Consider the following 21,924-nt stretch of genomic DNA (forward strand, 5'->3'; position numbering starts at 1 on the left):
TCAAATTTGTGAAAAAAATAAGGTGTTAGGATGATGACATCCGACCAGGAGACCTAATGATATCGACTCCCATTCGACGATATGGGGCTGCGATACTCATGTTACTCACCATGGCATTTTCAGGTGAGGTGCTTGCGAAGACGCACACGGATACAACGAGTAAGAAAGCCCACGTAATAAAGACGACAAGTAGTAAGGTTAGCAGTAAACAAGAGTATTCTCGCAATAGTGCAAAGAGTAGTTCACTTCCTGATTTGCGAAAATACCCTTCCGGAACACCAAGGAAAAAAGCGTTTCTCCGGACGGTAATGCCTTACATCACGAGTCAAAATGCCGCGATTACTGCGGATCGTAACTGGCTGATTTCCAAACAGTACGATAGCCGCTGGTCGCCTTCAGAACGCGCGCGTCTGAAAGATATCACGAAGCGCTACAAGCTGAGCTGGAACGGTAACACCCGTCGTGTGCCGTGGAATGCTCTCCTTGAACGTGTCGATATCATCCCGAATAGCATGGTTGCGACCATGGCGGCAGCCGAAAGCGGCTGGGGAACGTCAAAGCTGGCGCGTAATAACAACAATCTTTTCGGTATGAAGTGTGTGAAAGGTCGTTGTAATAATGCGCCTGGCAAGGTGAAAGGCTATTCTCAGTTTGAATCAGTTAAAGATTCCGTGGGTGCCTATGTGGTCAATCTGAACACGCACCCGGCCTACTCATCCTTCCGTAAATCACGTGCTCAGTTGCGTAAAGCGGATCAGGAAGTGACGGCCAGTACGATGATCCACAAGCTGAAGGGTTATTCGACGAAGGGACAGAGCTATAACAACTATCTGTTCGCGATGTACCAGGATAACCAGCGCTTAATCGCCGCCCATATGTAATCACTAAAAACGCCTTCTAAATGAAGGCGTTTTCTTTTCTATATCAGCACCTCGCTGTGGCGATCCCGATACTCTTTTGGCGTGGTGTCATACTCTTTGCGAAACACCGAATAGAAATATTGCAGCGACGGATAACCGCACATCTGCGAGATTTCGTTGATCGACAGTGATGTTGAGATGAGCAGGCTGCGGGCTTTCTCCAGTTTCTCCGCATGGATGACGGCATGAATGGTTTCGCCCACTTCTTCTTTGAAACGCTTCTCCAGATTCGAACGAGAAATGCCCACCGAATCCAGAACCTGATCGACCTTAATTCCTTTACAGGCGTGGTTGCGAATATAGTGCATCGCCTGAATGACGGCCGGGTCACTCAGGGAACGATAGTCGGTTGAGCGACGCTCCACGACGCGGACAGGGGGTACCAGCAAACGCTGAAGCGGCAGAGACTCTTTATCCAGCAGACGATGCAGCAGCTTCGCTGCCTGATAGCCCATCTGACGGGTGCCCTGTGCCACAGAGGAGAGCGCCACGCGGGAGAGATAGCGGGTGAGTTCTTCGTTATCAATGCCAATCACGCACAGCTTCTCGGGCACGGGGATATGTAAATGCTCGCAGACCTGCAGCACGTGGCGGGCGCGGGCGTCGGTGACGGCAATAATGCCGGTTTGCGGGGGCAGCGTTTGCAGCCAGTCCGCCAGCCGGTTTTGCGCGTGCTGCCAGTTTTCCGGAGCCGTCTCCAGCCCCTGATACACTACGCCGCGATACTTCTCCTGCGCGACCAGCTGGCAAAACGCATGCTCGCGCTCGACTGCCCAGCGCTTGCCGCTGGTGGCGGGTAAACCATAGAACGCGAAACGATGGACGCCTTTCTCTTTTAAATGAAGAAAAGCGGCTTCGACCAGGGCATGATTATCGGTGGCGATATAGTGAACCGGCGGGTAATTTTCGGGGGAATGGTAGGAGCCGCCGACGCCCACGATCGGGACGTCGACGTCGGTCAGCAGCTGTTCAATGACGGGATCGTCATAGTCAGCGATGACGCCATCCCCCAGCCAGTCTTTGATGTTCTCCAGACGGGTGCGGAAGTCTTCCTCAATGAAGATATCCCACTCGGATTGCGACGCCTGCAAATATTCACCCACGCCTTCAACGACCTGACGGTCGTAGGCTTTATTGGCATTGAATAACAACGTAATGCGGTGACGCTTTTCAAACATGGCTCACTTCCCAATTAAGTCACAATACGGTTATCAGGCTCGTCGCTTGGTGGCAGAGTCCATCCAGACTGCCAGCAAAAGAATGGCCCCCTTGACGATATACTGCCAAAACGTCGGGACGTCCATCATACTCATCCCGTTATCCAACGACGCCATGATAAATGCCCCCATGACCGCACCCGCCACGCTACCGATACCGCCGGCGAGGCTGGTGCCGCCAATGACGCAGGCGGCAATCGCATCCAGCTCGGCGATGTTACCTGCGGAGGGCGAACCGGCACCCAGACGCGAACTGAGGATCAACCCGGCGATGGCGACCATCAGGCCGTTAATGGCGAACACCGCGAGCTTAGTGCGCTCGACGTTGATCCCCGAGAGACGGGCAGCTTCAAGGTTGCCACCGATGGCATAAATGCGGCGGCCAAACGCGGTGCGCGTCGCCATAAACATCCCGCCCAGCAGTAACAGCGCCAGCAGCAGGACCGGTGTCGGAACACCGCGATAGTCGTTAAGAAGCCAGATGGCGCCCAGCACAATGACCGCAGTCAGCGCATGGCGTCCTACCACGGAGGTTGATGCCGGTGACGCCAGCCCCAGCGCCTGACGACGCATGCGCCCCCGCCACTGCCAGGCGACAAACGCCAGCAAACCTACCACGCCAATCGTAAAGCCCACGCTATCGGAGAGGTAGCTCTGACCAATTTGCGACATGGCGGCGCTGGTGGGAGAGACGGTAGTGCCGTTGGTAATCCCGATTAAGATCCCACGGAAGGCCAGCATACCCGCCAGGGTAACAATAAACGACGGGACTTTGCGGTAGGCAACCCACCAGCCGTTCCAGGCCCCCAGGACCAGACCCAGTATCAGCGTCACCGCCACGGTCAGCGGCAGCGGCCAGCCAAGCCAGACGTCGAAAATAGCCGCCACGCCGCCGAGCAGGCCCATCATCGAGCCTACAGACAGGTCAATTTCTGCCGAGATAATGACGAACACCATGCCTACGGCCAGGATCCCGGTAATGGCGGTCTGGCGGAGCAGGTTAGAGACGTTACGCGCGCTTAAGTATGAGCCATCGGTCATCCAGGTAAAAAACAGCATGATGACGATAATTGCTGCGATCATCACGAAAACCTGCAGGTTCAGCGCTTTTAGCCCTGCGAACGCACCGGGCGTCGGAACGGCGACTTTGATATCAGACGGATTGCTTTTCGACATGACGTTCGCTCCTTAAAGCGGCTTCCATCACCTGCTCCTGCGTCAGGTTCTGGTTAATCAGGTTGGCTTTCAGTTTCCCCTCGTGCATCACCAGCACGCGGTCGCTCAGGCCGAGCACTTCGGGTAACTCAGACGAAATGACAATGACGGCAATCCCTTGCTGAACAAGCTGATTAATCAGTTTGTAGATTTCATATTTGGCACCGATATCAATCCCGCGCGTTGGCTCATCGAGGATTAATATGCGTGGGTTGAGAAGCAGGCAGCGCGCCAGAATCGCTTTCTGCTGGTTACCGCCACTCAGGCGGCCAATCGCCAGTTCCGGGGAGGACGTTTTGACCTTCAGCCTGGCAAGCGACTGAAGAATGCACTGCTGCTCTGCGGCATCGTCCAGGCTGCTCAGCGCGCCGGAGAACCGATCGAGTGCCGCAAGCGTGATGTTTTTCCCCACCGCCATGACCGGTACGATGCCGTCTTTTTTACGATCTTCCGGCACCATAGCAATGCCGCGGGCAATCGCCTGCTGGCAGTTGTCGATTTTCACTGGCTGGCCGTCGATATAAATCGTCCCCTCCCAGCGCCCGGGCCACACGCCAAAGAGACACTCTACGGCCTCCGTGCGTCCGGCGCCGACGAGGCCCGCAATCCCGAGAATTTCGCCGCTGTGAAGAGAAAACGAGACGTTATTCACGCGTTTAATGTGGCGGTTAACGGGGTGCCACGCGGTCAGGTTTTCCACACGCAGCACTTCCTCGCCTCTGGCGTGTGGCTCATTCGGGTAGAGCGCCGTCAGCTCGCGGCCTACCATCATGGTGATGATGTCATCTTCACTCATGCCTGCCGCTTCGCGCGTGCCGATGTGTTGCCCGTCGCGAATGACACAGATGGTGTCCGAAATGGCTTTAACCTCGTTTAGCTTGTGCGAAATGTAGATACAGGCGATGCCGTGGTTTTGCAGATCGCGGATGATATTGAGCAGAACTGCGGTTTCCTGTTCGGTGAGCGAAGCCGTGGGCTCATCGAGGATCAGCAGCCGTACCTGTTTGTTCAGCGCCTTAGCAATTTCTACCAGCTGCTGTTGCCCCAGACCCAGATCGCCCACGCGGGTATCCGGTGAAATATTGAGGCTCACCTGCGCCAGCAGCTTTTCACAGCGGAGCGTCATGGTGTCGTAATCCAGTACGCCGTGGCGGGAAATCTCGGCTCCAAGGAAGATGTTTTCCAGCACGGTGAGATGCTTCACCAGCGCCAGCTCCTGGTGGATAATGGCGATCCCTTTACGTTCGGTATCGCGAATGTGTGTCGCCTGGATCACTTCACCGGCAAAGACAATTTCGCCTTCGTAACTGCCGTGTGGGTAGATCCCACACAGAACTTTCATCAACGTTGATTTGCCCGAACCGTTCTCGCCGCACAGCGAAACCACTTCGCCGGGGTTCAACCGGAGGCTGACGTTGTCGACGGCCTTCACTGCGCCGAAGCGCTTGGTGATGCTTTTCATTTCAAGTAAATAAGGCATACCTGCTCCACATAACCCGAGGGAAGAACAGTACAACGTGATGCGCCCCCGCAGAGCGGGGGCCGCGCTGGATTACAGTTCGCTCTTCTTGTGGAAACCGTCTTTAATCACGGTGGCGTCAATGTTCTCTTTATTGACTTCAATTGGCGTGAGCAGGCGAGCCGGAACATCTTTCAGCCCGTTATTCAGCGTCGCGTCTGCTTTAGGCTGCTTGCCATTGCCCAGCTCCACGGCGATTTCCGCCGCGGTATTGGCAAGCTCGGTAATCGGTTTGTAGACCGTCATGGTTTGTGTGCCAGCGATAATGCGTTTTACCCCTGCCAGGTCGGCATCCTGCCCGGAGATAGCGACTTTCCCGGCCAGCCCCTGGGCGCTCAGCGCCTGGATAGCACCGCCTGCGGTGGCATCGTTGGAGGCCACGACCGCATCAATTTTGTTGTTGTTGGCCGTCAGCGCGTTTTCCATAATTTTCAGCGCGTTTTCTGGCAGCCATCCGTCGGCCCACTGATCGCCAACCACCTTAATTTTCCCGTTGTCGATGTAAGGTTTAAGGACTTTCATTTGTCCTTCACGGAACAGTTTGGCGTTGTTATCTACCGGAGAGCCACCCATCAGGAAATAATTGCCCTGAGGCACTTTGTCGATCAGGCTTTGCGCCTGTAATTCACCCACTTTTTCATTGTCGAACGAAATATAATAATCAATATCCGCATTATTAATCATGCGATCATAAGCGAGAACTTTTATGCCTTCTTGCTTCGCTTCTTTCACTACGTTACTTAATACCTGGCCGTTATAAGGGATAATGACCAGGACATCGACACCACGGTTAATCATATTCTCAATCTGTGACATTTGCGTTTCTTCATTGCCATTCGCTGACTGAACAAAGACATTCGCACCGAGTGATTCCGCTTTTTTCACAAAGATATCGCGATCTTTTTGCCAGCGCTCCAGGCGCAGGTCGTCAATCGCCATGCCAATTTTGACCTCTTTGGCATGTCCTGCAAAGCTTACAAGGAGGAGAGTAGTGCAGATCGTTAGGGTCAGGTTCTTTATCTTCATAATTATTAGGCCTTTTGTAGGGGTATGTGTTGCTGAGATAAAAGAAACATTCACTGCTGGGACGCAGCAAATTTTTAACGCGGAAAGGCGGGCTGGCAATTACAGATTTTTATCTTCTCATTACGATATTTGGTTTATTTCTGAATTTATGACCGCGATCGGATTTTAAAATGCGTAACGTCTTAATTACATTTGATTCTGGAATTTACGCCGAAAAATAGTTTGCCTGCGCATTATTTTGCGAGCCAGCGCACAGTTGTGCATTCTCTCAATAGCAGTGTGAAATAACGTAATTGAGCAACCCAAAATGTCTATTCACTATTACTCCTGTATCAACGACTCGCCGCATACCCTGATTATGGAGCTCAATATGCAAGCTTATTTCGACCAACTCGATCGTGTTCGTTACGAAGGTCCAAAAACGACCAATCCTTTAGCATTTCGTCACTACAACCCGGATGAGCTGGTTCTGGGTAAGCGCATGGAAGACCATCTGCGCTTTGCCGCCTGTTACTGGCATACCTTCTGCTGGAACGGCGCCGATATGTTCGGTGTGGGTTCCTTTGACCGCCCATGGCAGCAGCCGGGTGAAGCCATCGAGCTGGCGAAACGCAAAGCCGATGTGGCATTTGAGTTTTTCCACAAGCTGAACGTGCCGTACTACTGCTTCCACGATGTGGACGTCTCGCCGGAAGGTGCGTCTCTGAAAGAGTACCTGAACAATTTCGCGCAGATGGTGGATGTGCTGGCGGCAAAACAGCAGCAAAGCGGCGTGAAGCTGCTGTGGGGCACAGCAAACTGCTTCACTAACCCACGCTACGGCGCGGGCGCGGCAACCAATCCGGATCCGGAAGTGTTTAGCTGGGCGGCCACGCAGGTGGTGACGGCCATGAACGCCACGCATCAGTTGGGCGGCGAAAACTATGTCCTGTGGGGCGGCCGTGAAGGCTACGAAACCCTGCTCAACACCGATCTGCGCCAGGAGCGCGAGCAGATTGGCCGCTTTATGCAGATGGTTGTCGATCATAAGCACAAAATCGGCTTCCGTGGCACGCTGCTGATTGAGCCGAAACCGCAGGAACCGACCAAGCACCAGTATGACTACGACGTGGCGACGGTTTATGGCTTCCTGAAACAGTTCGGTCTGGAAAAAGAGATTAAAGTTAACATTGAAGCCAACCACGCCACGCTGGCGGGCCACTCTTTCCATCACGAGATTGCGTCTGCGATTGCACTGGGCATCTTTGGCTCTGTCGATGCTAACCGCGGCGATGCACAGCTGGGCTGGGATACAGACCAGTTCCCGAACAGCGTGGAAGAGAATGCGCTGGTGATGTACGAAATCATTAAAGCGGGTGGTTTCACTACCGGCGGACTGAACTTTGACGCCAAAGTACGTCGTCAGAGCACCGACAAATACGATCTGTTCTACGGCCACATTGGCGCGATGGACACCATGGCGCTGGCGCTGAAAGTCGCCGCACGCATGATTGAAGACGGTGAGCTGGATAAGCGTGTTGCGAAGCGCTACAGCGGCTGGAACAGTGAGCTGGGTCAGCAAATTTTGAAAGGCCAGTTATCACTTGCGGAGATCGCGAAGTACGCTGAACAGCAGCAGCTGGCGCCGCAGCACCAGAGCGGGCACCAGGAACTGCTGGAAAACCTGGTCAACCACTACCTGTTCGATAAATAACAGCACGTAGGCCCGGTAAGCGTTAGCGCCACCGGGCATTTCTGTTAAAGGAGTCACCGTAATGTATATCGGGATCGATCTTGGCACGTCGGGTGTGAAAGCCATCCTGTTAAGCGAGCAGGGCGATGTGTTAGCCACGCAGACGGAAACGCTGCAGGTTTCACGTCCGCATCCGCTGTGGTCGGAACAGGACCCGGAGCAGTGGTGGCAGGCAACGGACCGTGCCATCAAGGCGCTAGGCGAGAAACACCCTCTGCGTGACGTCAAAGCGCTGGGGATTGCCGGGCAAATGCACGGCGCAACGCTGCTTGATAGCCAGCATCGCGTGTTGCGTCCTGCGATCCTCTGGAACGATGGCCGCTGTGCAGAAGAGTGTGCGCTTCTTGAGGAACGTGTACCCACCTCCCGCCAGATCACCGGCAACCTGATGATGCCCGGTTTTACCGCACCGAAACTTCTGTGGGTACAGCGTCATGAACCTGAGATTTTCCGGCAGGTGGCGAAAGTCCTGCTGCCGAAAGATTATTTGCGTTTTCGCATTACGGGTGATTTCGCCAGCGACATGTCTGACGCGGCGGGCACGATGTGGCTCGACGTGGCGAAACGTGACTGGAGCGAGGCGATGCTGGATGCCTGCCATCTGACCCGCGCCCATATGCCCGCGCTGTTCGAAGGTAGCGAGGTGACAGGCACGCTGCAGCCAGCCGTTGCTGAACGCTGGAATATGCCAGCCGTACCGGTGGTGGCCGGAGGCGGTGACAATGCGGCGGGGGCCGTCGGTGTCGGCATGGTGGAGGCAGGGCAGGCGATGCTGTCGCTGGGAACGTCCGGTGTCTATTTTGCCGTTAGCGACGGGTATCGCAGCAACCCTGAAAGCGCAGTGCACAGTTTCTGCCATGCCCTTCCGGGGAAATGGCATTTGATGTCAGTGATGCTCAGTGCCGCATCTTGCCTGGACTGGGCGGCAAGACTCACCGGCATGGCCGATGTTCCGGCGCTCATCTCCGCCGCGCAGCAGGCGGATGACACCGCGGGTACGATCTGGTTTTTACCGTATCTTTCCGGTGAGCGAACGCCGCACAACAACCCGGAAGCGAAAGGGGTGTTCTTTGGTTTAACTCATCAGCATGGCCCGGCTGAGCTGGCGCGTGCGGTTCTGGAGGGTGTGGGCTATGCGCTGGCCGACGGCATGGACGTGGTGCATGATTGCGGCCTGAAACCGTCGAGCGTCACCCTGATTGGCGGCGGCGCGCGGAGCCCTTACTGGCGACAGATGCTGGCTGACATCAGCGGATTGCAGCTGGATTTCCGCACTGGTGGCGATGTCGGGCCCGCACTCGGCGCCGCACGGCTGGCACAGATAGCCATGAACCCCGAAAAACCGCTTTCACAATTGTTACCGCAGCTTCCGCTTGAACAGGCGCACTTGCCTGACGCAGCACGCCATGCCCGCTATGCGCAGAGGCGCGACGTGTTCCGCAAAATCTATCAGCAGCTGCTGCCGCTGATGTCGTAAACATCCGCCGGGTGGCGCTGCGCTGACCCGGCCTACCACTCCCCGTCCATCTGGTTAACTTACAAACCTACGCGTATCGATTCTTTGCAGCAGCATCGACAGCAGCAGGCTGATGACCAGCGTGGCGGCAAAAATCCAGATGATATCCAGCACCGGCCAGCTCTTTAGCTCCACACCTCTTGTTCGCAGGGCGTGGATAACCAGCGCGTGAAAACCATAAATTCCGAGCGAGTGCCGCGAAATCACGCTCAGGACCGGGAGTGGCCGCGCGTTGAGCGTGTTTTTAACGAGCGTAAGCAGCGAGACGGCACAGAGAAACACCATCGGTCCGCAATACAGGTACCAGGTATCGGCAAAATTACCGCGCCACTGCAATTCGTGCAGCGTCCCGCGCGATATCACCGCCACGCCTGCGATAAACAGCGACGCACAAAGCCAGTTCAGACTACGTTTTTGCGTCTCCATCATCCCGATGGCGCGCCCCAGCATGCCGTAAAGCACGTAATAGAAGGTATCGCCGTTGATATAGAGATTGACCGGCAACCATTCAAATCCGTCGATTTTCTGCGAGACCGTATTCGGGTTGGCGATGAGGCCAATCACCACCATCAGGGCCAGCAGCATTTTCCCGCTGACGTTTTTCACCTGAATAAGAGGAGAGACAAGATAGATAACGATAATGGCGAAGAAAAACCACAGGTGATAGAACACTGGTTTTTGCAGCAAATATTTGAGTGATAGCCCGGCGTTAATTGAGGTGAACAGGGTGATATAGAGCAAGGCAACGGCGCTGTAAAACCCCAGACAGGCCGCGATGCGGGTGAAGTGCCTCGGTTGCGCGCTACGTTCGCCAAAAAAGAGAAAGCCGGAAATCATAAAAAACAGCGGAACGCTGACGCGAGACGCAGAGTTGAGAATGTTGGCAATGTCCCAGTTAACAGAGCTGATGCTGTGCGCATTCGTGACATACCAGGTCGTAGTGTGGATCATGACCACCATCAGACACGCTATTCCTCGCAGGTTATCAATCCAGTTAATTTTTGACGCCATCAGTTCCTCGTGTTCCCTGTAAATGGAGTGTGACTGCCATTGTCCAAAAGTCTTCGTTTGGAAAATTCTGAGTTTTATCAGCAGGCTTGCCGGAAGACCGCGAGATTCGCAGAATGGCGAACCTTAATCTATAAAAGCTTTGATACTAAAAATAACAGCCACTGACCAGGACGGTAATAAAAATGATGATGAAGCGAGTGGCGTCACTCTTTCTGCTGCTCATGCTGGCAGGTTGCAGTACGCCACAAGAAGCACCTGTGCAAAAAGCACAGCAGGGCAAAATGAGCCCGGAACGTTCACTGAACATGGAGGCAATCTGTAAAGATCAGGCTGCACGCCGCTATAACTCGGCCGTTCAGAAGATTGATGTCACCGGATTTGAGCGCTTTCAGGGAAGCTATGAGCTGCGGGGCCATACGTCGCGTAAAGAGGGCTTTGTCTGCTCGTTTGATGCAGACGGCCAGTTTTTACACCTCTCCATGCGCTAGCCTGCTCGCATAATCAACAGCCAGAGGCCGCCCGCGTTCTGGCCTGAAGGCTTATTTCCCAATTTTCCCTAAACAACCCCGTTTCGTACTGTATATCTTGCAGCCAGCGGGTATACTGGTCCCTTCCATTTAAAACCACACGTATCCAGCACGAAATACTATGCAAAAGTTTGATACCAAGACCTTCCAGGGCCTGATCCTGACCTTACAGGATTACTGGGCTCGTCAGGGCTGCACCATTGTTCAACCTTTGGACATGGAAGTCGGCGCCGGCACTTCACACCCGATGACCAGCCTGCGCGCGTTGGGACCAGAGCCAATGGCGACCGCGTATGTGCAGCCTTCCCGTCGTCCGACCGATGGTCGTTACGGTGAGAACCCGAACCGTCTGCAGCATTACTATCAGTTCCAGGTGGTGATTAAGCCATCGCCCGACAATATTCAGGAACTGTACCTCGGGTCGCTGAAAGAGCTGGGTATGGATCCAACCATTCACGATATCCGTTTCGTGGAAGATAACTGGGAAAACCCAACGCTGGGTGCCTGGGGTCTGGGTTGGGAAGTGTGGCTGAACGGCATGGAAGTGACCCAGTTCACTTACTTCCAGCAGGTTGGCGGTCTGGAATGTAAGCCGATCACGGGTGAAATCACCTACGGTCTGGAACGTCTGGCGATGTACATTCAGGGCGTAGACAGCGTTTACGACCTGGTCTGGAGCGACGGCCCGCTGGGTAAAACCACCTACGGCGACGTGTTCCATCAGAACGAAGTGGAGCAATCCACCTATAACTTCGAATACGCGGACGTGGACTTCCTGTTCACCTGCTTCGAGCAGTACGAGAAAGAAGCGCAGCAGCTGCTGGCGCTGGAGACTCCGCTGCCGCTGCCTGCTTACGAGCGTATTCTGAAGGCCGCCCACAGCTTCAACCTGCTGGACGCCCGCAAAGCCATCTCCGTGACTGAACGTCAGCGCTACATTCTGCGTATTCGTACCCTGACCAAAGCCGTTGCTGAAGCGTACTACGCGTCCCGTGAAGCCCTTGGCTTCCCGATGTGCAACCGAAACAAATAAGAGGCGGCCATGTCTGAGAAAACTTTCCTGGTGGAAATCGGCACCGAAGAGCTGCCACCAAAAGCCCTGCGCAGCCTGGCTGAATCTTTTGCTGCGAACGTGACTGCTGAGCTGGATAACGCTGGCCTGGCGCACGGTAAAATTGAGTGGTTTGCTGCGCCGCGTCGTCTGGCGCTGAAAGTGGCAAATCTGGCGGCGTCTCAGCCGGATCGTGAAGTCGAAAAACGTGGCCCGGCTATTGCCCAGGCGTTCGACGCGGAAGGCAAGCCGAGCAAAGCGGCTGAAGGCTGGGCGCGCGGTTGCGGCATCACCGTTGACCAGGCCGAGCGTCTGACCACCGACAAAGGCGAGTGGCTGCTGTATCGTGCGCATGTGAAAGGCGAGAGCGCAGAAGCGCTGCTGCCGGACATGATTGCCACGTCGCTGGCGAAATTGCCGATTCCTAAACTGATGCGCTGGGGCGCGTCTGACGTCCACTTCGTGCGTCCGGTGCATACCGTGACCCTGCTGCTGGGCGACACCGTTATTCCTGCCACCATTCTGGGCGTGGCGTCCGATCGCGTGATCCGCGGCCACCGCTTTATGGGTGAGCCGGAGTTCACCATCGACAATGCCGACCAGTATCCGCAAATCCTGCTGGAGCGCGGTAAGGTCATTGCTGACTACGAACAGCGTAAAGCCAAAATCAAAGCGGACGCGGAAGAGGCGGCGCGCAAGATTGGTGGTAATGCCGATCTGAGCGACAGCCTGCTGGAAGAAGTGACCTCTCTGGTTGAATGGCCGGTGGTGCTGACCGCGAAGTTCGAAGAGAAATTCCTGGCCGTTCCGGCAGAAGCGCTGGTGTACACCATGAAGGGTGACCAGAAGTACTTCCCGGTATACGCCAACGACGGCAAGCTGCTGCCAAACTTCATCTTTGTCGCCAACATCGAATCGAAAGATCCGATCCAGATTATCTCCGGTAACGAGAAAGTGGTGCGTCCGCGTCTGGCGGATGCCGAGTTCTTCTTCAATACCGACCGTAAAAAGCGTCTGGAAGATAACCTGCCGCGTCTGCAGACCGTGCTGTTCCAGCAGCAGCTGGGTACGCTGCGCGACAAGACCGACCGTATTGCGGAGCTGTCCGGCTGGATCGCCCGCGAAATTGGTGCCGACGTCAACCATGCGACCCGTGCGGGCCTGCTCTCCAAGTGCGACCTGATGACCAACATGGTGTTCGAATTTACCGACACCCAGGGCGTGATGGGCATGCACTACGCGCGTCACGATGGCGAAGCGGAAGACGTGGCTGTGGCACTGAACGAGCAGTATCAGCCGCGCTTTGCGGGTGACGAACTGCCGTCTAACCCGGTCGCCTGCGCCGTGGCGATTGCCGACAAGATGGACACCCTGGCGGGTATCTTCGGTATCGGCCAGCATCCAAAAGGGGACAAAGACCCGTTTGCGCTGCGTCGTGCTGCGCTGGGCGTGCTGCGCATCATCGTTGAGAAGAACCTGAACCTGGATCTGCAGACACTGACCGAAGAAGCGGTGCGTCTGTACGGCGACAAGCTGACCAACGCGAACGTGGTGGACGACGTTATCGACTTTATGCTCGGTCGTTTCCGCGCCTGGTATCAGGACGAAGGTTACACCGTTGACACCATTCAGGCGGTGCTGGCGCGTCGTCCGACCCGTCCGGCTGATTTCGATGCGCGTATGAAGGCGGTTTCCCACTTCCGTACGCTGGAAGCGTCATCTGCGCTGGCTGCGGCTAACAAGCGTGTCTCCAACATTCTGGCGAAATCCGACGAAACGCTGAACGAACGCGTGAACGCCGCAACCCTGAAAGAGCCGGAAGAAATTGCTCTGGCGATGCAGGTTGTGGTGCTGCGCGACAAGCTCGAACCGTACTTCGCGGAAGGCCGCTACCAGGAAGCGCTGGTGGAGCTGGCGGAACTGCGTGACGTGATCGACGCCTTCTTCGAGAAAGTGATGGTGAACGTAGAAGATAAAGACCTGCGTATCAACCGTCTCTCTATGCTCGAAAAACTGCGCGAGTTGTTCCTGCGCGTGGCGGATATTTCGCTGCTGCAGTAATGTGCCCGCTGTCATAAACATATGAGCCGTCTTTCTTGCCGGGTGGCGCTACGCTTACCCGGCCTACATTGTGTAACGGGTTGCACGTTTCATTGTAGGCCCAAGCGTAGCGCCGCCGGGGGAAACTGACAAAATGCACTTTGCCAGCAGTTTGAAAACCCGCTTCGGCGGGTTTTTTTATGGGGCTTTTGTAGGCCGGATAAGCGCGGCGCCTTCAGGGTATCGGCAAAGTAGTCCTTCCCAAAGGGCTGAGGGAGTATAAGTCGCCCAAAATTTAACCTTGAAACCTTCAACACATTACCGTTATCCTTACCCTCGTTAAATTTCTCGCGCTGGAGTGCCCCCCAAAAATGAACAAACACGACTGATGAATTTCGATCCTTGCTAAACGCCACCGCGTCGGCAGGGGATGTTTTGATTTCATTCAGGAGTGCTTATGGCTCATTTTGCGCAGTCCCCTTCTTTTATTTTGCATCAGGTCACCTGTCAGTTTGCGACGGGGGATATCCTTTTTGGTCCGCTGAATCTTTCTCTGGAGCCGTCTCTGTGCGCGCTGGTGGGCCGCAACGGCAGTGGGAAAACACGTCTGCTGCGCCTGCTGGCGGGGCTTGATGAACCCGCAAACGGGCATATCGAACGAACCGGAACACAGGTTTATGTGGCGCAGCAGCAGGATATTTTGCCACACACGACGCTGGCTGAATTGCTCGGGTACGAGGCCATCTTCGCGGCGCGAGCGCGTGTCGACAGCGGAGAGTATCAGCCTGACGATCTGGAAACGCTTGATGGCTTCTGGGATTTAGCAGAGCGCCTGAGAGAGGCGTTTGCCCGGGCGACACTGCCGCCGTTTGAGCCTGATAAGCCTGCCGCTGAACTCAGCGGTGGCGAGCGTGTCCGCGCGTTGCTGTGCGGGGCGTTTACGGCGCAAGCGGATTATCTGCTGCTGGACGAACCCACTAACCACCTGGACCGGCAAGGCCGGACATGGTTCTACGACCAGCTTGCCCGTTATCAGGGCGGTGTACTGGTGGCCTCCCATGACCGTGAGCTGCTGGCGCAGGTGCCGCGTATTCTTGAACTGAGTGGCGCTGGTCTTCGCAGCTATGGCGGGAATTATGCGGATTATCAAACCCAGCGCGATGCTGAGCAACAGGCTGCCCGCGCGGCGCTGGAGCACGCGGCGACGGCGCGCAAACGTACCCGCGCGCGCATGCAGAAAGAGCATGACGACAGCCAGCGGCGGTCGGCAAAAACATTACGCACCGTCGATACCCTCAATATCGCATCGTTCGAACGTGTCAAATATAAAGGCGCGGCAAAGGAACGTATTGGCAGCTGGAAAAAGCAGCATAACGAGCAAAATGATGCCCTGAACGCTGCCGTAAACAAGGCGCGTGAGCGGGTTGAAGACGATAACCCGGTGATGTTTACCCTGCCGGGGAGTCAGATTCCGGAAGGAAAACAGGTGCTGGTGATGGAAAATCTGGTGCTGCCGCATGTGCCCGTTCCCCCACTCAACTGGCGGATGGATGGTCCGATGCGCGTGGTGTTAAAAGGACCAAACGGCTGCGGGAAGTCGACGCTGTTAAAAGCGATTCTCGGCGAAATCAGCCCGCGTTCAGGGACCTGCAACGTTTCCGTCAGCTGCGCTTATCTCGACCAACATCTGTCCCGGCTCGATCTCTCGCAGTCGGTCATGACCCACCTCAACCTGGGCAATACGCCCCTTGAAGAGGGGGTATTACGAACCCGTTTAGCGCAGCTTCAGTTGGGGGCCGATAAAGTCGCGCTCCCGCTGGCGGATCTGAGCGGCGGTGAGCGTCTTAAGGCGGCACTGGCATGCGTATTATGGCGTGCTGAGGCCACGCAGCTCCTGTTGCTGGATGAACCGACCAACCATCTGGATCTGGCCTCGGTTCAGGCCATTGAAGCGGCATTGGCCGGTTTTCCGGGAGCTCTGCTGGTGGTGTCTCACGATGACGCTTTTTTACAAGGGTTAACGTTGTCGCACGAGATGATCTGGGAAGAGGCGGGCTGGCGTTGCGAAAGCCTTTAAACACAAGCCCCCGCGAAGGCGGGGGCGTTCAAACGTCACTACGCTATCTGTTTGCTGAGTGCAGGGTTGGCCTGAATCAGGCGCATCAGCTTTAACTCGGTTGGCGTGGGTCTCTCACGTTTTGACTCCCACTCCAGCACCATCGCTACGCTGACACCCATCGCTCTGGCGAATTCTTCTGTCTTCAGACCTGTCCCTTTGCGCAATTGCTCATATTCTGTAAAGGGATTGGCTTTTTGTTGCAGGGTAATCGTCTGCGGTACATCTTTAAAAATGATCTGTTCCAGACTGCTCAGCAGCTCAAACTCAGGATCTTTATATTCCATTGAGAACTCCTCTTAAATCTCACATCGTGATCAAGAACATCAGAGAGCCAATTAAGAATAGTCCCTAATACAAACCCAGGATCGTCACGGGTGTGATTAATCGTGCGGTAACGATCGCTTTATCCGATTCAGCTATATGGATAGTTATGCTAATTACCTGATTAACCATAAGGAGGGCCCGTCAGGTATTTTTTTGTAAATGATAAGAAATAAATCGGCAATAGGCGTTTTACATGAAAAGAGTATCTTGCAAGGCTGACCTGGACTATCCTTGTAAGCCGTCGGGCACGCGTGTGCCGGTGTGCGCTTTTTTGGGTGAAAGGAGTAATAAAATGGCGACAGGAAAGTCCTGCTCTCGCTGGTTTGCGCCTATTGCGGCGTTGTTGATGGTTGTTAGCCTGAGTGGGTGTTTTGATAAAGAAGGCGATCAGCGCAAAGCGTTTATCGATTTTCTGCAGAATACAGTGATGCGCAGCGGCGAGCGGTTACCGACGCTGACTGCGGATCAGAAAAAACAGTTTGGTCCCTTTGTGTCTGATTACGCCATTCTTTATGGGTATTCACAGCAGGTGAGCCAGGCGATGGATTCCGGTATCCGCCCGGTCGTGGATAGCGTAAACGCCATCCGCGTTCCACAGGATTATGTGACTCAGCGTGAACCGCTGCGCCAGTCCAACGGGGCGCTTGGCGTGCTGAGCCAGCAGCTACAGAATGCAAAAATGCAGGCTGATGCGTCACGTTCTGCGCTTAAGCAGGGCGACGATCTCAAACCGGTCTTTGACAAAGTGTATGAGAAAGTGGTGACCAAACCGTCTGAAGCACTGCAACCGCTGATTCCGGCCGCGCAAATCTTTACGCAGCAGCTGGTTCAGGTGGGTGACTTTATCGCCCAGCAGGACACTCAGGTGAGCTTTGTTGCCAACGGCATCCAGTTCCCGACTTCGCAGCAGGCAAGTCAGTACAATACGCTGATTGGGCCACTGGCCTCCCAGCATCAGGCCTTTAGCCAGGCCTGGAGTGCCGCCGTCACGGCCACAGAATAAACCGGAAAAACCCCGCGTCAGGCGGGGTTTTTTTATGCATTGCGAAAATAACGCTTGTCATTCCTCTACCACATCGGTATAACTATTCCCGTCGGTTTGTTACACAGACCTAAAGCAGTTTAGTAAAGCAGTCCAGATTGTTATCCATAGATACCCTTCGTTGTGACCCTTCCTTCATCGCTTAAAAATCTGTAACGCAATCCATCAAGCCGGAAGGCACAATATATTTGTTAATTAAGGTAATTCTATGTCTGCTAAAATGACTGGTCTGGTAAAATGGTTCAACGCTGATAAAGGTTTCGGCTTCATCACTCCTGACGATGGCTCAAAAGACGTGTTCGTACACTTCTCTGCTATCCAGAACGATGGCTACAAATCTCTGGACGAAGGTCAGAAAGTGTCCTTCACCATCGAAAGCGGCGCTAAAGGCCCAGCAGCTGGTAACGTTGTAAGCCTGTAAGCTTCCAACCCAGTAGCACAAAATTCAAAAACCCGCCTTCTGGCGGGTTTTTTCGTTTCTACTGTTGGATCTGCGGGTTAACGCAGTTTTTATCCACTTTTCCACCCAGCGCGGCAATCAGGTTGTCCACTGCGGTAGCCGCCATGTTGTAGCGCGTCTCGTGAGTGGCAGAGCCGATGTGGGGTAGGGCGACGACGTTTGGCATTTTCAGCAGTGGAGAATCCACCGGCAGTGGCTCCTGCTCAAACACGTCCAGACCGGCGGCGTGGATCTCGCCATTTTGAAGGGCTTCAATGAGCGCCTGCTCATCCACCACCGGGCCACGACCCGCGTTGATGAAAATGGCGGATTTCTTCATTTTTTCAAATGCGGATTTGCCAATCAGGTGACGTGTTTCATCCGTCAACGGCAGGATCAGGCAGACAAAATCGGCTTCCTGCAACAGCGTATCCAGCTCACAGTAACGCGCGTTAAAACGTTCTTCCGCTTCACCGTGGTGACGGCGCGCGTTGTACAGTATCGGCATGTTGAAACCAAAATGCGCGCGCTGTGCCAGCGCCAGCCCGATACGTCCCATACCCACGATGCCCAGCGTTTTGCCGTGAACATCCACGCCGAACCAGTCCGGGCCAATGCTTTTTGTCCATTCGCCTGCTTTAACGCGCTCGGCCACTTCAACCACGCGACGGGCGGTGCTGAGCACCAGCGCCATCAGCGTGTCGGCCACGGTTTCCGTCAGGGCATGCGGCGTGTGCATCAGCAGGATTTTGCGGGCGCTCAGGGCATCCACGTCGAAGTTGTCATAACCTACTGAAACAGTTGAAGTAGCACGAAGCTTCGGCATTTTCTCCAGCAGGGCGATGTCCACTTTCTCGCTTGAACCCAGCAGGCCTTCGGCGCTGGCGAACGCATCGGCATGCTGTGCCACGGTCTCCGGACTCAGGTTTTTCACCTGCGTGACGGTGAAGTGCTCTTCAAGGCGTTTCTGCAGATCTTCCGGCAGTGCTTTATACAAAATGACGGACGGCTTCATGCTAATCTCCGTTGATTTTTAAGGATTCAGGCGTGGCGTGCGCCGACGGGGTGCTGTTGATTATTAGCAGGCTTAACAATCAGAGTAAGCCACACGGAGGCAAAAAGCGCCACCCCCATAAAGATGTACGATGCGGATGGGCTGCCGGTGGCTCCGTTCAGGTAACCAACAAACCAGGAGCCGCAGAACGAACCCAGCGCGCCCATGCTGTTAATTAATGCCATGGCACCGCCCGCCACGTTACGCGGCAGCATCTCCGGGATGATGGCAAAGAATGGACCGTACGGGGCGTACATGGCGGCACCGGCAATGACCAACAGGGTATAAGAGGCCCAGAAGTGATTCGCGCCCACGGCCCAGGAGCCGATGAAGGCAAAAGCAGCAATCAGCAGCAGCGGCCAGACGAACACCTTACGGTTTTGCAGCTTATCCGACGCCCAGGAGGCGACGATCATGGCGATGGTCGCAGCCAGATACGGTACGGACGAGAGCCAGCCCACTTCAACCATGCCGAGATTCTCACCGCCGCTGCGGATGATCGACGGCAGCCACAGCACAAAACCGTACACGCCGATACTCCAGGTAAAATACTGCGCGCAGAGCAGGATCACGTTACGGGAGCGGAAGGCTTCACCGTAGTTACGTACCGCCTTCAGACCCTGCTGCTCTTTATCCAGCTGCGCCTGGAGCGCCGCTTTTTCATCTTCGGAAAGCCATTTCGCCTGGGCAGGTTTATCTTTCACCAGCACCCACCAGCAGAAGGCCCAAATCACTGCCGGAACCCCTTCGATGATGAACATCTCGCGCCAGCCGAAGGACTGGATCAGGTAGCCGGAGACCACCGACATCCACAGTACGGTGACCGGGTTACCGAGGATCAGGAAAGTATTCGCGCGTGAGCGTTCAGATTTGGTAAACCAGTTGCTGATGTAAATCAGCATCGCGGGCATGACCGCCGCCTCAACGACGCCAAGGATAAAGCGAATGGCGGCCAGGGCAGGAATATTGTTCACCACGCCGGTAAGTGACGCACAGGCGCCCCACAGGATCAGACAGATGAAGATCAGCTTACGCACGCTGCGGCGTTCGGCGTAAATAGCACCGGGGATCTGGAAGAAGAAATACCCCAGGAAGAAGAGGGCGCCCAACAGGGATGAGACGCCCTTAGTGATCCCGAGGTCTTCGGTGATCCCCGCCGCGGATGCGAAACTGAAGTTGGCACGATCAAGGTACGCCAGGCTGTACGTGATAAACACGATTGGCATGATGTACCACCAGCGTTTTACTGCATTGGTCGAACTGTTCATAGGCTTGCCTCTGTTGTTGAGGTTGTTACCGCCGTTGCCTGTAGGGTACACGGTGGTTTAATTATTGGGTGCGGCCTGTTGCCCTCACCCTGGCCCTCTCCCACGGGGAGAGGGAATTTACATGCCGAGCTGTGCTCGTGTCGGTAATCCTTCGCTGTCGCCCTGCACCTGAATGGCCAGTGAGCCAATCTTGTTGCCTCGTGCAACCGCCTGCTGCAGCGGTTTGCCTTCCAGCAGCGCGCTAATGACGCCCACGGCAAAGCCATCGCCCGCGCCGACGGTGTCGACGACGTTCTCGACCTTCACCGCCGCGACCGCGCCTTGCTCGCCTTCGGCTGTTTTAAACCATGCGCCATCGGCACCGGTTTTCAGCACCACCGCTTTTACCCCTTTATTCAGGTAGAAGTCAGCAATGCCTTCCAGTGTATTTTCGCCGGTCAGGATCATCCCTTCTTTCAGGCCCGGCAGAACCCAGTCCGCCCTGAATGCCAGCCGGTTAAGCTTCTCGATCATTTCCGCTTCGCTTTTCCACAGCACCGGGCGCAAATTTGGATCGAAAGAGATCGTTTTGCCCAGCGACTTCATGGTCGTTGCCGCATGATCCAGCAGCGAATACGAGCTGGCAGAGAGCGCCGCCGCCACGCCGCTCAGGTGCAAATGGCGCGCGGAGGCAAAATAATCGGCGTGGTAATCTTCTACGGAGAGATGGCTGGCGGCCGACCCTTTACGGAAATACTCCACGATGGGATCGGTTCCATTTTCAACTTTAGACTTAAGCTGAAAGCCGGTGGGGAAGCGTCCGTCGAGCGTAACGCCTGCGGCATCAATCCCCTCTTTTTTCAGCGAATCGAGAACGAAGTGGCCAAAGCTGTCATCGCCCACGCGGCTGACCCAGCCGACGTTCAGGCCCAGACGCGCCAGGCCGGTTGCGACGTTCAGCTCTGCGCCCGCCACGCGTTTGATAAAGTGCTCTACCGCGCTCAGCTCGCCCGTTTCGGTGGCGACAAACATTGCCATGGCTTCGCCAATCGTGATGACATCCAGCGTCTTGTGCATGATTTACTCCTCGCGCAGCAGGTTGACGTAATGGCGGGTAACGGCGGTTAAATCCACCCCTTCCAGCGGGAACTCGATACCGCGCGGGGCATCGGCAGGCAGCTGGCCAAGCAGATCCAGCCAGCGGGAATCGGCACCGTCCGGCGCGACGGCGCGAAAGTTATCTTTATGCGGAACGGCGGCTTTAACGTGGATATAGCTCACGGCAGGCGCCAGATGACGCGCGGCCTCTTCCGGGGAGTCACCGACCCACAGCCAATTGCCCATGTCAAAAGTCAGCGTGACGGGAAGCGCCCTTTCGCGACAGGCGGCCTGAAAGCGTTGCATCGGTGCAAGCTGGCCGCAGTCGGTCTGATCGTTTTCCACAACCAGCGCTATACCGCTGGTATTGAGCAGAGTACGTAAGGCATCGAGAGGCTGCGTGTCGCTAAAATGGCCCAGGGAAACCTTCAGCCACAGCGCGTTCAGGGTGCTGGCTTCTGAGAGATACCGCGGCAGGTCCGGGTTGAGGGTGCCATCGGGCATAAACAGGGCGGCAGGTGCTGAGTAACACGCCAGCAGGCCCAGAAGCTCAATGGACTCACCGAGCGCAGGCAGCGCCAGTAACTCTTCGCTATTGAACAGCTCGCGGCGGATCTCCACGCCGTCGGCGCCTGCACCCGCAATAACGGGAAGCATCGCCCGCTGACCGCCCGCCTGTCGCACCTGCTCCGCGCCATACGCGGCGGTGACCACCATGATTTTCCTGCCCATCTTCGGACTCCATCGCAACATATCAATACTATTACGCTAGATGGAACCGGTTCCAAAGAAAAGCTCAGGATGTCGAATTTATGATCGCTATCACA

Annotated in this window: 19 protein-coding genes; 9 read left to right on the forward strand and 10 right to left on the reverse strand. The window is 55.4% G+C overall.

All coding sequences use genetic code 11. The features are described 5' to 3' along the window. The first annotated feature begins 56 nt into the window (after window positions 1-56). On the forward strand, window positions 57-881 hold the full coding sequence (locus BFV64_RS00705; RefSeq protein WP_014882032.1) for a protein bax: 825 nt from the start codon (window positions 57-59) through the stop codon (window positions 879-881). Window positions 882-919: 38 nt separating this feature from the next. Here the strand turns inward: BFV64_RS00705 and xylR are convergent, their stop codons facing one another. From xylR to xylF, 4 genes are all read right to left on the reverse strand, one after another. Further along, complete coding sequence (gene xylR, locus BFV64_RS00710; RefSeq protein ID WP_014882033.1) at window positions 920-2,098, reverse strand: D-xylose utilization transcriptional activator XylR; 1,179 nt, start codon at window positions 2,096-2,098, stop codon at window positions 920-922. A 33-nt stretch (window positions 2,099-2,131) separates the two neighbouring features. Next, window positions 2,132-3,313 carry a xylose ABC transporter permease XylH gene (gene xylH, locus BFV64_RS00715; RefSeq protein ID WP_069601610.1) on the reverse strand — a complete coding sequence of 394 codons (1,182 nt, stop codon included), beginning with the start codon at window positions 3,311-3,313 and terminating at the stop codon, window positions 2,132-2,134. After that, the gene (locus BFV64_RS00720; RefSeq protein ID WP_063614450.1) at window positions 3,291-4,832 is read right to left on the reverse strand and encodes a xylose ABC transporter ATP-binding protein; all 1,542 of its coding nucleotides are present in this window, start codon (window positions 4,830-4,832) and stop codon (window positions 3,291-3,293) included. The genes xylH and BFV64_RS00720 overlap by 23 nt, the downstream gene beginning before the upstream one ends. A gap of 72 nt (window positions 4,833-4,904) precedes the next feature. Further along, on the reverse strand, window positions 4,905-5,897 hold the full coding sequence (gene xylF, locus BFV64_RS00725) for a D-xylose ABC transporter substrate-binding protein (protein ID WP_014882036.1): 993 nt from the start codon (window positions 5,895-5,897) through the stop codon (window positions 4,905-4,907). 370 nt (window positions 5,898-6,267) lie between these two features. On the opposite strand from xylF, the gene xylA reads away from it, so the two are divergent. Next, window positions 6,268-7,590, forward strand: coding sequence for a xylose isomerase (gene xylA / locus BFV64_RS00735; RefSeq protein WP_086527836.1), 1,323 nt, complete (start codon window positions 6,268-6,270; stop codon window positions 7,588-7,590). 61 nt (window positions 7,591-7,651) lie between these two features. Continuing rightward, entirely contained in the window at window positions 7,652-9,106 is a 1,455-nt protein-coding gene (gene xylB / locus BFV64_RS00740) for a xylulokinase (protein ID WP_069601611.1), read from the forward strand. 54 nt (window positions 9,107-9,160) lie between these two features. Here xylB and BFV64_RS00745 read toward each other — a convergent pair whose 3' ends face one another. After that, entirely contained in the window at window positions 9,161-10,156 is a 996-nt protein-coding gene (locus BFV64_RS00745; protein ID WP_023338914.1) for an acyltransferase, read from the reverse strand. A gap of 182 nt (window positions 10,157-10,338) precedes the next feature. Between BFV64_RS00745 and BFV64_RS00750 the strand changes: the two genes are divergently transcribed. From BFV64_RS00750 to BFV64_RS00765, 4 genes are all read left to right on the forward strand, one after another. Further along, a complete protein-coding gene (locus tag BFV64_RS00750; protein WP_014882040.1) occupies window positions 10,339-10,644 on the forward strand; it encodes a YsaB family lipoprotein in 306 nt (101 codons plus the stop codon). 160 nt (window positions 10,645-10,804) lie between these two features. Continuing rightward, window positions 10,805-11,716: a glycine--tRNA ligase subunit alpha gene (glyQ, locus tag BFV64_RS00755; RefSeq protein ID WP_003860141.1), complete on the forward strand. Its 912-nt coding sequence runs from the start codon at window positions 10,805-10,807 to the stop codon at window positions 11,714-11,716. A 9-nt stretch (window positions 11,717-11,725) separates the two neighbouring features. Next, window positions 11,726-13,795, forward strand: a complete 2,070-nt coding sequence (gene glyS / locus BFV64_RS00760) for a glycine--tRNA ligase subunit beta (protein WP_014882041.1) — start codon at window positions 11,726-11,728, stop codon at window positions 13,793-13,795. A 436-nt stretch (window positions 13,796-14,231) separates the two neighbouring features. Next, complete coding sequence (locus BFV64_RS00765) at window positions 14,232-15,851, forward strand: ABC-F family ATP-binding cassette domain-containing protein (protein ID WP_069601612.1); 1,620 nt, start codon at window positions 14,232-14,234, stop codon at window positions 15,849-15,851. Between the two features lie 38 nt (window positions 15,852-15,889). On the opposite strand, the gene BFV64_RS00770 is transcribed toward BFV64_RS00765, so the two are convergent. After that, entirely contained in the window at window positions 15,890-16,177 is a 288-nt protein-coding gene (locus BFV64_RS00770; protein ID WP_014882043.1) for an HTH-type transcriptional regulator, read from the reverse strand. Window positions 16,178-16,509: 332 nt separating this feature from the next. On the opposite strand from BFV64_RS00770, the gene BFV64_RS00775 reads away from it, so the two are divergent. Together BFV64_RS00775 and cspE are read left to right on the forward strand one after the other, a co-directional pair. Then, window positions 16,510-17,220 carry a DUF3053 domain-containing protein gene (locus BFV64_RS00775; RefSeq protein WP_014882044.1) on the forward strand — a complete coding sequence of 237 codons (711 nt, stop codon included), beginning with the start codon at window positions 16,510-16,512 and terminating at the stop codon, window positions 17,218-17,220. Window positions 17,221-17,467: 247 nt separating this feature from the next. Further along, a complete protein-coding gene (cspE, locus tag BFV64_RS00780; protein ID WP_003860775.1) occupies window positions 17,468-17,680 on the forward strand; it encodes a transcription antiterminator/RNA stability regulator CspE in 213 nt (70 codons plus the stop codon). Window positions 17,681-17,738: 58 nt separating this feature from the next. Here the strand turns inward: cspE and ghrB are convergent, their stop codons facing one another. From ghrB to BFV64_RS00800, 4 genes are all read right to left on the reverse strand, one after another. After that, a complete protein-coding gene (gene ghrB, locus BFV64_RS00785; RefSeq protein ID WP_023338918.1) occupies window positions 17,739-18,713 on the reverse strand; it encodes a glyoxylate/hydroxypyruvate reductase GhrB in 975 nt (324 codons plus the stop codon). A gap of 26 nt (window positions 18,714-18,739) precedes the next feature. Next, complete coding sequence (locus BFV64_RS00790) at window positions 18,740-20,020, reverse strand: MFS transporter (protein WP_023331751.1); 1,281 nt, start codon at window positions 20,018-20,020, stop codon at window positions 18,740-18,742. A gap of 117 nt (window positions 20,021-20,137) precedes the next feature. Continuing rightward, window positions 20,138-21,076 carry a sugar kinase gene (locus BFV64_RS00795; RefSeq protein WP_023331752.1) on the reverse strand — a complete coding sequence of 313 codons (939 nt, stop codon included), beginning with the start codon at window positions 21,074-21,076 and terminating at the stop codon, window positions 20,138-20,140. A gap of 3 nt (window positions 21,077-21,079) precedes the next feature. Then, on the reverse strand, window positions 21,080-21,829 hold the full coding sequence (locus tag BFV64_RS00800) for a sugar phosphate isomerase/epimerase family protein (RefSeq protein ID WP_032629647.1): 750 nt from the start codon (window positions 21,827-21,829) through the stop codon (window positions 21,080-21,082). Window positions 21,830-21,924: the final 95 nt, after the last annotated feature.

The organism is Enterobacter kobei (genome assembly GCF_001729765.1).
GTDB lineage: Bacteria > Pseudomonadota > Gammaproteobacteria > Enterobacterales > Enterobacteriaceae > Enterobacter > Enterobacter kobei.

Excerpts from the sequence above, each read along its gene's own strand:
- BFV64_RS00790 (WP_023331751.1), bottom strand. The coding sequence starts at position 20,020 with ATGAACAGTTCGACCAATGCAGTAAAACGCTGGTGGTACATCATGCCA.
- BFV64_RS00770 (WP_014882043.1), bottom strand. The coding sequence starts at position 16,177 with ATGGAATATAAAGATCCTGAGTTTGAGCTGCTGAGCAGTCTGGAACAG.
- xylF (WP_014882036.1), bottom strand. The coding sequence starts at position 5,897 with ATGAAGATAAAGAACCTGACCCTAACGATCTGCACTACTCTCCTCCTT.
- xylH (WP_069601610.1), bottom strand. The coding sequence starts at position 3,313 with ATGTCGAAAAGCAATCCGTCTGATATCAAAGTCGCCGTTCCGACGCCC.
- ghrB (WP_023338918.1), bottom strand. The coding sequence starts at position 18,713 with ATGAAGCCGTCCGTCATTTTGTATAAAGCACTGCCGGAAGATCTGCAG.
- xylB (WP_069601611.1), top strand. The coding sequence starts at position 7,652 with ATGTATATCGGGATCGATCTTGGCACGTCGGGTGTGAAAGCCATCCTG.
- glyQ (WP_003860141.1), top strand. The coding sequence starts at position 10,805 with ATGCAAAAGTTTGATACCAAGACCTTCCAGGGCCTGATCCTGACCTTA.
- BFV64_RS00745 (WP_023338914.1), bottom strand. The coding sequence starts at position 10,156 with ATGGCGTCAAAAATTAACTGGATTGATAACCTGCGAGGAATAGCGTGT.
- BFV64_RS00795 (WP_023331752.1), bottom strand. The coding sequence starts at position 21,076 with ATGCACAAGACGCTGGATGTCATCACGATTGGCGAAGCCATGGCAATG.
- BFV64_RS00800 (WP_032629647.1), bottom strand. The coding sequence starts at position 21,829 with ATGGGCAGGAAAATCATGGTGGTCACCGCCGCGTATGGCGCGGAGCAG.
- cspE (WP_003860775.1), top strand. The coding sequence starts at position 17,468 with ATGTCTGCTAAAATGACTGGTCTGGTAAAATGGTTCAACGCTGATAAA.
- BFV64_RS00705 (WP_014882032.1), top strand. The coding sequence starts at position 57 with ATGATATCGACTCCCATTCGACGATATGGGGCTGCGATACTCATGTTA.
- BFV64_RS00750 (WP_014882040.1), top strand. The coding sequence starts at position 10,339 with ATGATGATGAAGCGAGTGGCGTCACTCTTTCTGCTGCTCATGCTGGCA.
- glyS (WP_014882041.1), top strand. The coding sequence starts at position 11,726 with ATGTCTGAGAAAACTTTCCTGGTGGAAATCGGCACCGAAGAGCTGCCA.
- BFV64_RS00775 (WP_014882044.1), top strand. The coding sequence starts at position 16,510 with ATGGCGACAGGAAAGTCCTGCTCTCGCTGGTTTGCGCCTATTGCGGCG.
- BFV64_RS00720 (WP_063614450.1), bottom strand. The coding sequence starts at position 4,832 with ATGCCTTATTTACTTGAAATGAAAAGCATCACCAAGCGCTTCGGCGCA.
- xylA (WP_086527836.1), top strand. The coding sequence starts at position 6,268 with ATGCAAGCTTATTTCGACCAACTCGATCGTGTTCGTTACGAAGGTCCA.
- xylR (WP_014882033.1), bottom strand. The coding sequence starts at position 2,098 with ATGTTTGAAAAGCGTCACCGCATTACGTTGTTATTCAATGCCAATAAA.
- BFV64_RS00765 (WP_069601612.1), top strand. The coding sequence starts at position 14,232 with ATGGCTCATTTTGCGCAGTCCCCTTCTTTTATTTTGCATCAGGTCACC.